Below are 14,523 nucleotides of genomic sequence, written 5' to 3' on the forward strand. Positions count from 1 at the left end.
TTTTTTTATGTAGTAAAATAGTAACATACAAATCGGAAATAACAAGAAGTTGAAAGGGTTATTACTTATTAAAATTTGAAAATGTCCACTTTCAATGGGTTGGGGTAAACTATATCATTTTTTAGGAGGATAGGTATGAATAAAGAATTAGTAAAGCAATTATATTGTAATGGATTGAATGCAAGAGAAATTTCACAACAGTTAGGTGTAAATAAAGCTGCAGTAAATAAATGTATTCAAAGAAATTTTAAAGATTTAAAGCCTATTCACTTAAAGTATAGAAAGGAACTTAAGTATTTTGATAATGAAGTTAAAAAAATAACAAAATATGAAAGTAAACAATATATGTCTGATAAAAGTTTTATATTAAAAAATAGATCATTGTATAAAACTTGTAAAGATGGTGATATAGTTTTGAAAAAGGATATAGGATATAAAATTCCATATGATGTGCCAAGAAGATTGGTAAATGAATTTAAGAGTTGTTAGAAATAGCAACTCTTTTATTATATTTAAAAATAGGAGGAAATGATATGAGCATTGGGAGAGTTATAAAAGAAAATCAACCAGATAGTTATAAAAAGTTAAATAAGATAAGAAATGATAATAGGGAAAAATTATCTGAAAGAGAAATTAAGGAATTAATGCATCACTCATCATATCGACGTGGATCACGAGGAGCAATTAAGCAGGTGAGGTAATGATAGAAGAAAAAATAAGAGAAAGAAAAAAGAAAGTATCAGCATTACCTATTCCAGAAGTGGATTATACAAGGTTTAAATATAGGCTTGAAGAAATGAGTAAGGATTGTCCAGATAGAAATATGATGATTTTTTATATTGATATTGCCACAGGGTATAGACTTGGAGATATAGTTGGACTAACTATTGGAGAATTAAAAGAGTTTTTACAAGAAGATAAATTTATAATTCAAGAGAGTAAACAATATTTAGCATGGAAAAGACATATTGAAAAATTCCCACAGTCTAAGAGAAAAGCACCAGCATCTAGAGAAGCAATAATTCAACCTAAGTTAAGAAAATTAATTAGAGATTTTGTAAAAGGTAAGAAAAATAGTGAATATGCTTTTAAATCTGAAACATATAAAGACAAACATATTACTGCAAAGACATATTCAGATATTTTAAAAAGTGTTGGTGATGATCTAGGATTAAAACATATTACTGGACATAGTTTAAGAAAAACTTATGCTCAAAGACTTTGGGTAGAAAGAAGAGATTTAGAATTTGTAAGAAAAGCACTTGGTCATAAGTCAATAGAAACTACTAAATACTATCTTGGATTAGATAATGAAATTAAAGAAGATGCTTCAAGAATTGCAGACTCTAAATTATAAGTAATCTGAAAAAAAGTAAGCTATGAAGATTTAGATGTAAAAATAAAAATTCTTACTAATATATATACTTAAAAAAGTATATCTCTAATCATAGGGGTTATTTCACATAAGGAAATGATAAGAGTAATGTGTGTCAAAGTATTGATTTTAAAGGCTTTAAATAGGTTTTTATCAGTAATAATTAAAATTTTAAAATCAAAAAGAGTTAATTATAAATCTGGAAACTCAACCTAAACAGTATTCACGTGTTATAAGAACTTGCTTTAAAGGTATTAAAGGATAGTAATGGAGGTGTGTAATGGCTAGAAAAAGAAATCCTAATAGAGATTTAGCTTATGAGTTATTTAAACAGTCTAAAGGAAAGCTAACTTGTAAAGCTATAGCAGAACAACTAAATGAAAAAGAAAGCAATATAAAACTGTGGAGAAGAGAAGATAAATGGATTAATAAAGGTGGAGCACCAAAAGGCAATAAAAATGCATTAGGAAATATAGGACAACTTAAACATGGCATGTATTGCGATGAATCAAGATTTAGAGATAATAAGTTTTTATCTAAATATTTACCTAGAAGTATGGTGAATGTAATAGAAGAGCTTAAGAGTGAAAATCCATTAGATATGCTGTGGAGCAATATATTAATACAACAGGCTAAAATATTAAATATGCAAAAGATTATCCATGTAAAAAATAAAAATGATATTACAAAGGTAAAAACCAAAGAAGCATATGGGGAAGCATCGCATACAGATGAATGGGAATATCAATTTGCTTGGGATAAAGAGAATGCAGCAGTAACAACACTATCAAAAGCTATGCAAACTTTATTTAATATGATAAAGCAGTATGATGAAATGGTTCATAAGAATTGGGATCTAGTAACAGAAGAACAAAAATTAAGGATAGAAGTATTAAAAGAAAAACTAAATAAAGATGATACTTCTGGAATTAATAATAGAGTTCAAATTGTAGATGATATAGATGGTTAAAGTAAAGTTAAAAAGTATAATTGCAAGTAGCTTTTATGAATCACATAAGGATATAAAGAATGAACTTCATACTCATTACTGGTTTAAAGGTGGTAGAGGAAGTACAAAATCATCTTTTATATCAATAGAAATAGTATTAGGCATGATGAGAGATGCACAAGAGGGTATAATATCAAATGCTTTAATACTAAGAAGAGTTAAAGATACTTTATCAGAATCAGTAAGAGACCAAATAAAATGGGCTATAGATACTTTAGGTGTTAGTGATGATTGGCATGTTCCAGAAGCAAAGCTAACTATAACTTATAAGCCTACAGGACAAGTAATAAGATTTAAAGGTGCAGATAATCCTAAGAAAGTTAAATCTACTAAAGTACCTAAAGGATATATTAAATATATTTGGTATGAGGAAGTAGATGAATTTGAAGGAAAACATAAGATAGATACTATTAATCAATCACTTATGAGAGGTGGACCAAAGTTTGTTGTATTTTATTCTTTTAATCCACCAGAAAGTCAAAGAAATTGGTGTAATCAAGAAGTTGTTGAAATTAGAGAAGATAAATATGTTCATCATAGTGATTATAGAACAGTGCCTAAAGAATGGCTTGGAGAACAATTTATAATTGAAGCTGAACATATGAAGAAAGTTAATCCTACTAAATATGAACATGACTATTTAGGTGCTGTAACTGGTACTGGTGGAGAAGTATTCACAAACATAACAGTAAGAAAGATAACAGATGATGAAATAAAGTCATTTGATAGATTAAAGAATGGATTAGATTTTGGTTATGCAGCAGATCCTTTAGCTTATGTATTAATGCATTATGATAAGACCAGAAAAAGATTATTTATATTTGGAGAAGTATATAAAGTTAAATTAAGTAATAGTAAAGCTGTAGAGTTAATAAAGGAGCTTAATCCTTTAAATAGAAGAGTTACAGCAGATAGCGCAGAACCAAGAACCATAAATGAATTTAAAAATCTAGGATTAAATATAACAGGTGCAAAGAAAGGGCCTGATTCAGTTGAACATGGAATTAAATTCCTAAGTGAAGAGATAGAAGAAATAATAATAGATCCAATTAGATGCCCGAATACTAAACGTGAGTTTATGGGATATGAAATAGAAAAAGATAAGGAAGGAAATTTAAAGGGTGAATATCCAGATAAAAATAACCATACGATTGATGCCGTAAGATATGGAATGGAAGATGAAATTATTAGTAGAAAAGTAAAGGTAGGAAATAAGAGTAAGTTAGGAATAAGATAGGAGATTAAATATGGCTATAGTAAGAGATAGAAGTTTATTAGATGCAGATGGCAGTATATCTAACAAACTTCTTTTTTCATGCATTAAAGAGCATAAGCAAGAAGTAGAAAAAAGATTAAATTTACTTAATGCTTATTATGATGGAGAGCATGAAATAAGGAATAGAAGATTTAAAAATAAGAACATACCTAATAATAAGATAGTGTGTAATCATGCTGAATACATATCAGATTTATCAGTTGGATATGTATTTGGTGTTCCAATAAGTTACACAGGAGATGGATCAGAGGGTATTAATGATAACTTTACTGTAATAGATGAAGATAGTCATAATAATGAACTTGCTTTAGATTTAAGCATATTTGGTATAGGGTATGAGCTATTATATATGAATACAGATGAAACTCCTATAATGGAATTAGCAACATTAAGTCCATTAAATACATTTGTAGTATTTGATAATACAGTAAAAGAAAAGCCGATATTTGCAGTACATTATTACCCAAATTATGATATAGATAATAATTTAAAAGATTATACTGTAGAAGTTTATACAGAATCAGAAAAGCTTATATATGAATCTAAAACATTAGATAGTGAAGGAACTTACGTAAAAGAAATAGACTTAGAAGAACATTATTTTAGTGGAATACCAATTATTGAGTATAAGAATAACAAAAAGTGTAAAGGTGACTTTGAAGGTGTTATATCGATAATAGATGCATATAATAAATTGCAATCTGATAGAGTTAATGATAAAGAACAGTTAGTAGATGCATTTTTAGTTCTTATTGGTCAAAATCTAGGAGATACGAAGGACGAAGTAAGTGAAACGGTAAGATATCTTATAGAACAAAAGATTATTGAACTAAATGAAGGTGGAGATGCTAAGTGGTTAGTTAAGCAGTTAAGTGAGGATCAAGTTGAAATATTAAAGAAATCATTAAAAGATGATATTCATGAGTTTTCAAAAGTTCCATGTCTTACTGATGAAAACTTTGTTGGTAATAGTTCTGGTGTTGCTATGAAGTATAAGTTATTAGGCTTTGAGCAGTTAGGCAGAACTAAGGAAAGATATTTCAAAAAAGGATTAAGAAAAAGGTTAAGATTAATGCAAAATATAGAAGGTATAAGGGCAAATAAATTTGATATTGCTAAAATAGATATAAGTATGAAAAGAAGTTTACCTGTAGATGATGCACTTCTAGCAAATATAGCACAACAAACAGAAGGATTTATTAGTTGGGAAACAAGAGTTAAAAACTTTGATCCAGAAATAGATGTTAAAGCAGAGAAGAAAAGACTAGCAGATGAGAAAGCAGAAAAGTTAGAGGAACAACAAAAAGCTTTTGGATTTCCGTATGATAAAGCAGATGTTCCAGATGATATAAATTCTAAAGAAGATGATGAAGTAAATGAACAATAGAGATAATAGCTACTGGGAAGCTAGAACACAGGCTATAATGGATAGGCAACAACTAAGTGCAGATATTACATTTAGAAAGTTGAGAAAAACTTATATAAAGGCTATAGCTGAAATAGAGGTAGATGTTAGAAAGGTATATAATAAGTTAAAGAAAAATGGTGAACTTAATGATAAGCAAGTAAAAGAATTTTTAAATGCTGAATTATCAAAGTTAGATAGAAATAAATTAAAAAAGTTAATAGATAATACTAAAGATGAAAAATTAAGAAAGTTTTTAACAGCTAAACTAGATGCTCCAGCTTATGCAGCAAGAATAGCTAGGAGAGAATCACTTAAGGAAACATTAATAGATAACTTAAAAAAAATAATGAATGAAGTAGCTGTTAATGAAATAACTTTAGATAAAAACTTATTTATTCAAAATATGAATGAATCATATTATACTCATATGTGGGAAACTCAAAGAGGTATGCAAATAGGGTTTAATGTAGGTACTTTAGGAAATGAAACCATTGATGCTATATTAAAGAGGCCTTTTGTAGGAAGTAACTTCTCACAAAGAATATGGGGTAATACAACTACATTAACAGACCAGTTATATGAAACTATGTTATCAGGATTTTTAAATGGTAAACCATTAAAGAAAATGATTGAAGAGTTAGTTGAAAGAATGGAAGTTGGAGAAAGTGCTGCTAGAAGATTAGTAAGAACAGAATCAGCTTATTACACTAATATGGCAGCAGTTGAAGGTTATAAAGAATGTGGAATAGAAAAATATAGATATTTTGCAAAACTAGATCTTAAAGTAAGTAATATATGCAAAGATTTAGATGGTAAGATATTCAATATGGAAGATGCACAAGCAGGGGAAAATCTTCCACCAATGCATCCATGGTGTAGAAGCTCAATAGGTCCAGTAATAGATGGTGGAGTTGCTCAAAGAATTGGAGTTAGAACAAGAGATGTAGTTACTGGTGAGAGTCATGTTATTAAAGGTGATATAACATATAAAGAATGGTACGATAGGTTTGTAGTAGATAAGTATGGAGAAGATAAGGCAAAAGAGCTAGAGAAAAAAGCAAAGACTTATCCTAAGAAAAAACAATATAAAAAGTAAAATCTTTCAATAATACCCAAAATCATATATAATTATATTATTATATAAGTGTGGGGGGACATACGTGAAAAGTAAATATATTACTGAATTTATATTATGTTTTATTTTAGGATGGTTAGGATTTCATAAATTTTATGAAGGGAAAATAGGAATGGGAATATTATATATATTTACATGTGGACTATTTGGTATTGGATGGATAGTTGATCTAATTAAGTTATTCCAATTAGCATTTTTAAGTTCTGATGATGAAATAGCTAAAAGTGAATCTATATTAAAAGAAGAATTAATAAGAAAGAATGAAGATAAAATAAGAAAGCAAGAAGAGTTTAAAAGAATAATGGCATCTAACCCAACAGTAACTCACAAAGAAGTAAAAACTAATCAAGTGCATTGTCCAAAGTGTAATTGCACTAGTATTGCTACAACTAATAAAAAGCTAAGTGTAGGAAGAGCTGCAACAGGAGCAGTTTTATTAGGTGGAGTAGGAGCAGTTGTTGGTGGAGTTACTAGCAAAAAGATATTTAATGTATGTCAAGGTTGTGGATATAGATGGAAACCAGGTAAAAGATAGTATATTTAGCACTTACTTAAAAGTAGGTGCTTTTATTATGCTTAAAATTAGAGGTGGATATGAGTAAAAAAAGTATTTGTAGATATGGAATTAATATAATAGAGGATTAGGAGGAAATGAAATAATGAATGAAAAAGAGTTTTTAGAATGGTGTAAACAAGAAGTATGTGATTATACTAATAGACATTTAGATAAGACAGATAAAAAGGAAATTACAACAGATGATGTATTTATGGTATGGAGCTGTAAAACGTTACAAAATAATAAAGCATTACTTAGTACTACTCTGTTTGATGGAATGTATTATGAGTGTACATACAATGGAGATAAAAAAGAAATGTATGTAGATGCTTATAAGAAATGGGAAAATTATAAGGTTGAAAAATAATTAAGTCTTAGAATTATCTAGGGCTTTTTATTATGTCTTTTATTACTATACACAAGACGATATAAAGAATGGATTAGTAAATAATTTGAATCTAATGGGCATTAGAACATTAGGGGCAGGAGGAATAAATGAAAAGAAAATTAATTATGAATTTACAGCTATGTGGATTCGGACAAATGGCAAGACCGTTTTTTGAAGCAGATGGTGGAGCAGGTAATGGAGGTGCTGGAGCTGGGGCGGAAGGTGGCAATGGTGAAGGTGCTGAAGATGATAGTTCAGGTGAAGATGATATGTCTTTTGATGACGTCTTAAAGGATAAGAAATATCAATCTGAATTTGATAAGAGAGTAGCTAAGGCTCTAGAAACTGCAAAAGGTAAATGGGAGGCAGATTATCAAACAAAAGTTGAAGAAGCTAAAACAGAAGCTGAAAAACTTGCAAAGATGAATGCAGAACAAAAAGCTAAGTATGCAGAAGATAAAAGATTAGCTGAATTAGAAAAAAGAGAAAAAGATATTACAACTAGAGAGTTAAGAGCAACAGCTCATGAAACTTTAGCTGAAAAAGGACTACCAAAGGATTTAATTGATATTCTTAATTATTCTGATGCTGAAAATTGTAATAAGAGCATTGAAGCAGTAGAAAAGGCTTTTCAATCAGCAGTACAAAAGGCAGTTAATGAAAAGTTAAGAGGAAAACAAGATCCTAAAGGTGGACAAGGTATACAAGGCTCTGTAGATGCAGCATTAAGAGCAGCAATGGGACTAAAATAAATAATAAAAGTGAGGATGATTAATTATGCCAAATACAATTGCTTTAGCAAAAAAATACGTACCGTTACTAGATGAAGTTTATAAGAAGTCAGCAATAACATCTGTATTAGATAGTGATGCTTCATTAGCAAAAGAAGGAGCAAATACAAATGAAATTATAATACCTATGATTGATATGGATGGATTAGGCGATTATGATAGAAATTCAGGATATGTTAATGGAGATGTTACATTAACCTGGCAAACAGTTAAATTTAACTATGAAAGAGGTAGAATGTTCAACGTTGATGCAATGGATGATGAAGAGTCTGTAGGATTAGCGTTTGGTAAGTTATCAGGGGAATTTATAAGAACAAAAGTTGTTCCAGAAGTAGATGCATTTAGATTCGCTAAATATTCAAGCTTAGATGGTATAACTTTAGTATCAGCGACTTTAACTACTGGAGAAGAGGTAATTAAGGCTTTAAGGGTAGCAGCTACAAAGATGGATGAAGATGAAGTACCATCTGAACAAAGAATATTATTCATAACTCCTACATTAAAGGGAATGATTGATGATATGGACACTACAAAATCAAAAGAAGTTATGAAGAAATTTTCAGCAATTTATGAGGTTCCACAAACGAGGTTCTATTCAGCTATAGAATTAAATGATGGTAAAACTGAAAGTCAAACAAAAGGTGGCTATAAGAAAGCTTCTGGAGGGAAAGATATTAACTTCATGATCATTGAACCAGGGGCGTTATTACAATTCCCTAAACATGTAGTTCCTAAGATTGTTAGACCAGAACATAATCAATCAGCTGACGCATGGAAATTTGGTTATAGAAATTATGGATTAGCTGATGGGTATAAAAATAAGAGAGCTGGAATATATACTCATACAAAAGCATAAGGAGAGAGATATGGGAAGAATAGTAGGAAAGGTATTTAAAGTTGAAGAGGTTAAAAATGATACTTTAGCTATTGATGAAATAAATGAATTAGCAGTAGAAAAAGGATTAGAAAAATTAAATATGGACCAATTGAGAGTATTGGCAGTTGGTAAAGGGATAGAAATTACTTCTAAATTAAAAAAAGATGAATTAATTTCTTTAATTACTGAAAATGAGGAGGAAGAAGGAGAATAATCTCCTTCTTTTTTGAGGTATTAAATGAATATTGATATATTAACAAAACTTAAAATAAGAACTGGTGAAGAAGATACTATGCTTTTATCACAAGTATTGGAAGATGCTAAATTTGATATATTAGACTATACAAATAGAGATGTGTTAATACCTCGTATGGAGGGATTGCAAAGAGAACTAGCAATTATCTATTACAACAGATTAAAAACCGAGGGAGAAGCTTCTAGAAGTGAAGGAGGAGTATCTGTAAGTTATAACAATGATATTCCTGAGAATTTAAAAAGAAGGCTTAATTCATTTAAAAGGCTTAAGGCGGTGAGATTAGCTAATGAGGGTAAAGAATAAAAAGCCGTATTGGTTAAAAAAGAAAAAAATAATTGAAGATGATGAAGGTGGGAAATATCAATCTTTTTCTAATAAGAGCATTAATATTTCAGCTAATATATATCCAGCTAGTGGGAAACTACAAGCTGAAATATATGGACAAAGATTAAATTATATTCTTAATATGCTTTATGATGGCAATGAGGAAATAGTTGAAGGTGATGGAATATGCGTTTTTGTAGGTAAAGATAGTGATCCAGATTATAAGGTTATATCTATAAAACCTTATTCTCACAAATTAATTGAATTGGAGAAAATATAGTATGGCTGTAACTAATGTTAATAGGCTTATGAGTAAATTAAAAAGTTTAGGTGGAGATAGTGAAGTTATATTTGAAAATTCAGTAGAGAAAGTAGGGAAAGCTATTGAAAGATACGCTAAGGATTATTGTCCTGAATCTGGATTAAGTGATGATACTTTAAGAGACTCAATTCATTTTGAAATGGTTAAAAAAGATGGTTCTAAAACAAAAGGAAGGGTAGTTACTAATCATGAGTATGCTTCTTATGTTGAATTTGGAACTGGACCAATAGGTGCATCAAGTGGTGGAGTTGCATCAAAATTAGCAGGTAAGATTAGTTATAAATCTGATGGTTGGTATATTCCAGCTAGTGAGATTGAGCCAGCAGTAGCAGAGCAATATCATTTTAAACTTGTAACTATTGGTGGAGTTGATTTTTATTATTCAAAAGGACAAGCAGCACAACCATATTTATATCCAGCGGTAGTTGGTAAAGAAAAGAATTTAGGTAATATAATTAGATATCAAATTAGAAAAGAAATTAAAAGAATATGTAGTAGTAGGTGATGATATGATTAATATTAAACCTAAAATATATGGTGCTCTTAATAATATACCAGGTATAAATGTAAATGATGAATATCCAAGTGATTGGAGCAAGTTTCCTATAATTACTTATATAGAAGAGGATAATTCAACTTATTCAATACATGATGATGAAGAATCTATGTGTAGAGTAATTTATAGAATTGATATTTGGCATAATAGGAGCACATCAGATATGGCTATTGAAGTTGATAAAGCTATATCTAAACTAGGATTAAAAAGAACTTTTTGCAAAGATGCACCAGATCCAAGTGGATTAAAACACAAAGTGCTTAGATATGAAGGAATTATTGATATAAAAACATTAAGAGTTTATCAAAGAAATTAGGAGGGAAATATATGTTAGCAAATGGAATTAAATTAGGATATTCAACTTCAGGTTCATCTTATACAGATTTACCAGGGTTGCAAGAAGTTCCAGAGATAGGTTCAGAACCAGAAAAGGTTGACGTAACATGTTTAGCAGATGCAGCTAAAAAGTATGAACTAGGAATAGGTGATTATGGAGATTTAGAATATGGATTTAAATATGATAATTCATCAGCTACATCTTCATATAGAGTATTAAGAGGGTTTGAAAAAAATAAAACTTCAGTAAAATATGAAATGTCATTTCCTGATGGAACTAAATTTCAATTTACTGCACAGGTAAGCATTAAAGTTAGTGGTGGTACTGTAAATGGATTAATGACTTTTAAGGTTAAAATGACTTTAAATAGTGATATAGAGATAGTAGATCCAGTTAGTGAACTAGCTATAAATAAAGAAGGGGATGAAGAATAATGAAGCATTATGTTTTATGTATAAATGAAAAGGAATTAAAGTGTAGATTAACTACTCAAAACACAAGGAAATTAGAAGCAAAATTAGGTGGAGAATCATTGATGTTAATGCTTATGAGAAAGAAAGTATTAGGAGCAAATGAAATATCTGCAATAATACATTCTTCATTACAAGCATTAGAACATGGATATACAGCAGAGAAAGTAGATAACATGATTGATGAATATATTGATAATGATGGAGATTTAATGTCACTTCAAAAAGAATGTATGGAAATTATGAAAGCATCGGGTTTTTTCAAGGAGACTCCACAGAATCAAGAAGAGGAAGTGGACAAGGAAGAAGCGAAAGAAACTATGAGTCTTTTACTGAATTAATTAATGAATTATACCCTATTTGTTTAGATGCTGGAATAACACCAGCACAGTTTGCTGATAGTACTCTAGATGAATTATTTGATTTGCTAAATTCATTTAGAAGAAGAGAAGAAAATAGACAGAAAGAACAAATAGTATCAAATTATATGTTAGCTTTTCAAATTGGAGAAAGGGTAGCATCTATGTTTGATAAAGATTCTAAAATTACACCAGTATGGGATTTATACCCCGATTTATTTAAGAAAGAAAAAGAATTAAATGATATAGCAACTAAAAAGGCAGAAATTGAAGCATATAAGGCTAGATTTACTGCCTTTGCTTATAATTTAAATTCTAAGTAAGGGGGTGAATTTAAAATGACAATAGAAGAATTGGAAATAGTAATAGAGGCTCAAACTAGAGAGTTTAGACAAGAAATGAATAATGTTACTAATCAAGTTAGCAATATGGAAAGACAAGTTAATAGATCTTTAGGAAATATTAAAAACATATTTGGAAGAGTTGGTAAATGGATTGCTGCTCTTGGTTTAGGGAAAGTAATTAAAGATAGTATTATTACTGCAATGGATTCTATTGAAAGTGATTCCATGTTTGATACTGTTTTTGGTGGACTTGCAAATGAGGTCCGGCAGTGGTCAGAGGAATTGCAAAATAGTTTAGGTCTTAATGGATATGCAATTAGAGAAAATGTAGCAACGCTATATAACATGACTAAATCTATGGGACTTGCATCTAGTGAGGCACTTACACTATCAAAGGATATGACATTACTTGCTGAGGATATGGCAAGTTTTTATAACTTAAGTAGTAGTGAAGCTTTTAATAAAATAAGAGCAGGTCTTACTGGAGAAACTGAACCACTTAAGCAATTAGGAATATTAGTAGATGAAGCTACTATAAAACAATATGCTTATGCAAATGGAATAGCAGTAGTAGGAACTGAATTAAGTAATACTCAAAAGGTCATGGCTAGATATGGAGCAATTACTCAACAAGCATCTACTGCTAGTGGAGATTTAGCAAGAACATTAGATTCACCAGCAAATCAATTAAGAATATTAAAAAACAATCTTAATTTACTTATGATTGAATTAGGAAGAGCATTTATGCCTATAGTTCAGGTAGTCTTACCTATTCTAAATTCATTTGTACAAGGATTAACAGTAGCTGCAAATACAGTAGCAAGATTTATGAATGCACTTTTTGGTACTAAGTCAAGTGGATCTGCAGGAGCAACAGCTAAATCTATTAAAAGTGTGAATTCTGCTATTAGTGGAACTAGTGATGCATATAAAGCGGCAGGATCAAGTGCAAAGAAGGCTGCTAAGGAAGCTAAAGGATTCTTAGCTGGATTTGATGAAATTAACAAAGTTAAAGATACTAGTGATTCAGATTATGGTGGAGGTTCTTCAGGTGGTGGAGCTAGTGGTTTAATTGATACACCGGATTTTGATTTTTCAGAGCAAGAAGGAGCTTTAGATCAAATTTATGGTAAGGTTGAAGAATTTGCTGAAAAAATAAGAGGAACATTCAAAATCATTGCTGATTTTATAAAGCAGCATAAAGAAATTATATTATCCGTAGTAGGTGGATTAATTGCTGGAATAGTAGCCTTTTTTGTTGCAGGTAATTGGGCTGCAATTACTGGAGCAATAGCAACTGTAATAGGGTGGATTGAGTTAATACCAACTGCATTAGGATTAGCTGGACTTGCATTAACTACTCCAGCTGCATTAATTGCTGGAGCAGTAGCTGTTGTAACAACAGCATTTCTATATTTATGGCAGACATCTGATAGTTTTAGACAAGCTTTAATAGATGGATGGAATGCTTTAGTTAGTGCATTAACTCCTTATTTTGAAGCTATAAAGAATGCTTTATTATTAATAGGAGATATATTAATTACAGTTCTTAAACCTATACTAAAGGTAGTCTGGGATTTTATATTAACAGTTGTAGATAATGTTGTTAAAGTAACAATGGCACTATGGACAAATTGTATAGCTCCATTTGTACAATTTTTAGGTGAATGCTTGAAAAAAGTTATAGATGGATTAAAGGAAATTTGGGAAGCTTGGAGACCTACTATAGAAAAACTAGGGAATATACTATTGGCAATATGGGATACTTGCCTAAAGCCTTTCATTAATTGGCTAGGAAGTGTGTTTATACAGGCATTTAAGAATGTAGGTGATTATATAAAACCAATATTAGATAGTTTAAAAACTATGTTTGGTGGATTAATAGATTTTATAGTTGGAGTATTTACTGGAAATTGGAAGAAAGCATTTCAGGGTATTTCAGATATTTTCAAAGGTATATTTAATGGGTTAGAAGCAATAGCTAAGAAACCTATTAATGCTATTATTGGAGCTATAAATACCATGATTAAGGGGTTAAATAAAATTAAACTTCCAGATTGGGTTCCAGGACTTGGAGGTAAGGGAATTAATATTCCTACTATTCCTAAACTTGCAAAAGGTGGTATCGTTGATAGTGCTACTATAGCAATGGTAGGTGAAGCAGGTAAAGAAGCTGTAATGCCACTTGAAAACAACACAGGTTGGATAACTGATTTAGCTGGAAAAGTTGTATCAAGAATGCCACAGGATAACAGTAATAGTAATGACTCTCCTATCGAAATAACACTTCAAATTGGCTCTACTAAGCTAGGAAAAGTAGTTATAGATAGTATAAACAAAGTACAAAGACAAGCTGGAAAGCCTTTAATAGTAATGTAGAGGTGATGTATATGATTAAAATAAATGGAGTAGCAATTGCTACTCCTAAAACATTTGAAGTAACAGTAAGTGATTTAGATGGAAATAGTGAAAGAAATGCAAATGGAGAATTAATAAGAGATAGATTAGCTGTAAAAAGAAAAATTAATTTAGAGTGGCCAGCTTTAACACAAGCTCAAAGTTCAAGATTATTAAGTGCTGTATCAGATGTGTTTTTTACTGTAGAGTTTCCTGATCCTCAACTTGGTGTTATATCTAGAACTATGTATGTAGGGGATAGAACAACTCCAGCTTATTCATGTATAAATGGAGTAATTAAATGGAGTGGACTTAAAATGAATTTCATAGAAAGGTAGGTTCT

The 14,523-nt window shown here is 30.2% G+C and carries 21 protein-coding genes; all 21 read left to right on the forward strand.

The annotated features are described in order from the left end of the window. Positions 1-135 precede the first annotated feature (135 nt). The 21 genes from HCG76_RS13510 (at position 136) to HCG76_RS13610 (ending at position 14,518) form a co-directional block, all read left to right on the forward strand. Positions 136-489 carry a DNA-binding response regulator gene (locus HCG76_RS13510; RefSeq protein WP_221699147.1) on the forward strand — a complete coding sequence of 118 codons (354 nt, stop codon included), beginning with the start codon at positions 136-138 and terminating at the stop codon, positions 487-489. A 44-nt stretch (positions 490-533) separates the two neighbouring features. Further along, complete coding sequence (locus tag HCG76_RS13515; protein WP_221699148.1) at positions 534-701, forward strand: hypothetical protein; 168 nt, start codon at positions 534-536, stop codon at positions 699-701. Continuing rightward, positions 701-1,357 (forward strand): tyrosine-type recombinase/integrase, encoded by a 657-nt coding sequence (locus HCG76_RS13520; protein WP_221699149.1) that lies wholly within the window; start codon positions 701-703, stop codon positions 1,355-1,357. The genes HCG76_RS13515 and HCG76_RS13520 overlap by 1 nt, the downstream gene beginning before the upstream one ends. A 298-nt stretch (positions 1,358-1,655) precedes the next feature. Next, complete coding sequence (gene terS / locus HCG76_RS13525) at positions 1,656-2,345, forward strand: phage terminase small subunit (RefSeq protein WP_221699150.1); 690 nt, start codon at positions 1,656-1,658, stop codon at positions 2,343-2,345. Beyond that, on the forward strand, positions 2,338-3,621 hold the full coding sequence (locus HCG76_RS13530; RefSeq protein ID WP_221699151.1) for a PBSX family phage terminase large subunit: 1,284 nt from the start codon (positions 2,338-2,340) through the stop codon (positions 3,619-3,621). Before terS ends, HCG76_RS13530 begins: the two co-directional genes overlap by 8 nt. A 10-nt stretch (positions 3,622-3,631) precedes the next feature. After that, a complete protein-coding gene (locus tag HCG76_RS13535) occupies positions 3,632-5,047 on the forward strand; it encodes a phage portal protein (protein ID WP_221699152.1) in 1,416 nt (471 codons plus the stop codon). Continuing rightward, a complete protein-coding gene (locus HCG76_RS13540) occupies positions 5,037-6,164 on the forward strand; it encodes a minor capsid protein (protein WP_221699153.1) in 1,128 nt (375 codons plus the stop codon). Before HCG76_RS13535 ends, HCG76_RS13540 begins: the two co-directional genes overlap by 11 nt. Before the next feature lie 64 nt (positions 6,165-6,228). Continuing rightward, entirely contained in the window at positions 6,229-6,738 is a 510-nt protein-coding gene (locus HCG76_RS13545; protein ID WP_311776403.1) for a TM2 domain-containing protein, read from the forward strand. Positions 6,739-6,862: 124 nt separating this feature from the next. Continuing rightward, positions 6,863-7,126, forward strand: a complete 264-nt coding sequence (locus tag HCG76_RS13550; RefSeq protein ID WP_221699154.1) for a DUF6275 family protein — start codon at positions 6,863-6,865, stop codon at positions 7,124-7,126. 128 nt (positions 7,127-7,254) lie between these two features. Beyond that, positions 7,255-7,899 (forward strand): DUF4355 domain-containing protein, encoded by a 645-nt coding sequence (locus HCG76_RS13555; protein WP_260458026.1) that lies wholly within the window; start codon positions 7,255-7,257, stop codon positions 7,897-7,899. Between the two features lie 25 nt (positions 7,900-7,924). Next, the gene (locus HCG76_RS13560; protein ID WP_221699155.1) at positions 7,925-8,794 is read left to right on the forward strand and encodes a hypothetical protein; all 870 of its coding nucleotides are present in this window, start codon (positions 7,925-7,927) and stop codon (positions 8,792-8,794) included. 10 nt (positions 8,795-8,804) lie between these two features. Continuing rightward, positions 8,805-9,029 carry a Rho termination factor N-terminal domain-containing protein gene (locus HCG76_RS13565; RefSeq protein WP_221699156.1) on the forward strand — a complete coding sequence of 75 codons (225 nt, stop codon included), beginning with the start codon at positions 8,805-8,807 and terminating at the stop codon, positions 9,027-9,029. 24 nt (positions 9,030-9,053) lie between these two features. Continuing rightward, entirely contained in the window at positions 9,054-9,374 is a 321-nt protein-coding gene (locus HCG76_RS13570; RefSeq protein WP_221699157.1) for a phage head-tail connector protein, read from the forward strand. Further along, positions 9,358-9,675, forward strand: a complete 318-nt coding sequence (locus tag HCG76_RS13575; RefSeq protein WP_260458027.1) for a hypothetical protein — start codon at positions 9,358-9,360, stop codon at positions 9,673-9,675. Before HCG76_RS13570 ends, HCG76_RS13575 begins: the two co-directional genes overlap by 17 nt. A 1-nt stretch (position 9,676) precedes the next feature. Next, the gene (locus tag HCG76_RS13580) at positions 9,677-10,222 is read left to right on the forward strand and encodes an HK97 gp10 family phage protein (RefSeq protein WP_221699158.1); all 546 of its coding nucleotides are present in this window, start codon (positions 9,677-9,679) and stop codon (positions 10,220-10,222) included. A gap of 4 nt (positions 10,223-10,226) precedes the next feature. Further along, positions 10,227-10,589 carry a hypothetical protein gene (locus tag HCG76_RS13585; RefSeq protein ID WP_221699159.1) on the forward strand — a complete coding sequence of 121 codons (363 nt, stop codon included), beginning with the start codon at positions 10,227-10,229 and terminating at the stop codon, positions 10,587-10,589. Positions 10,590-10,600: 11 nt separating this feature from the next. Continuing rightward, on the forward strand, positions 10,601-11,044 hold the full coding sequence (locus HCG76_RS13590) for a phage tail tube protein (RefSeq protein WP_221699160.1): 444 nt from the start codon (positions 10,601-10,603) through the stop codon (positions 11,042-11,044). After that, positions 11,044-11,421 (forward strand): DUF6096 family protein, encoded by a 378-nt coding sequence (locus HCG76_RS13595; protein WP_221699161.1) that lies wholly within the window; start codon positions 11,044-11,046, stop codon positions 11,419-11,421. The genes HCG76_RS13590 and HCG76_RS13595 overlap by 1 nt, the downstream gene beginning before the upstream one ends. After that, complete coding sequence (locus HCG76_RS13600) at positions 11,310-11,762, forward strand: hypothetical protein (protein WP_221699162.1); 453 nt, start codon at positions 11,310-11,312, stop codon at positions 11,760-11,762. Before HCG76_RS13595 ends, HCG76_RS13600 begins: the two co-directional genes overlap by 112 nt. Positions 11,763-11,777: 15 nt before the next feature. Next, the gene (locus HCG76_RS13605; protein ID WP_221699163.1) at positions 11,778-14,162 is read left to right on the forward strand and encodes a phage tail protein; all 2,385 of its coding nucleotides are present in this window, start codon (positions 11,778-11,780) and stop codon (positions 14,160-14,162) included. Positions 14,163-14,173: 11 nt separating this feature from the next. Continuing rightward, the gene (locus tag HCG76_RS13610) at positions 14,174-14,518 is read left to right on the forward strand and encodes a DUF6711 family protein (protein WP_260458028.1); all 345 of its coding nucleotides are present in this window, start codon (positions 14,174-14,176) and stop codon (positions 14,516-14,518) included. Positions 14,519-14,523: the final 5 nt, after the last annotated feature.

The sequence above is a fragment of the Clostridium sp. K13 genome (genome assembly GCF_019734195.1).
Classification (GTDB): Bacteria; Bacillota; Clostridia; order Clostridiales; family Clostridiaceae; genus Clostridium.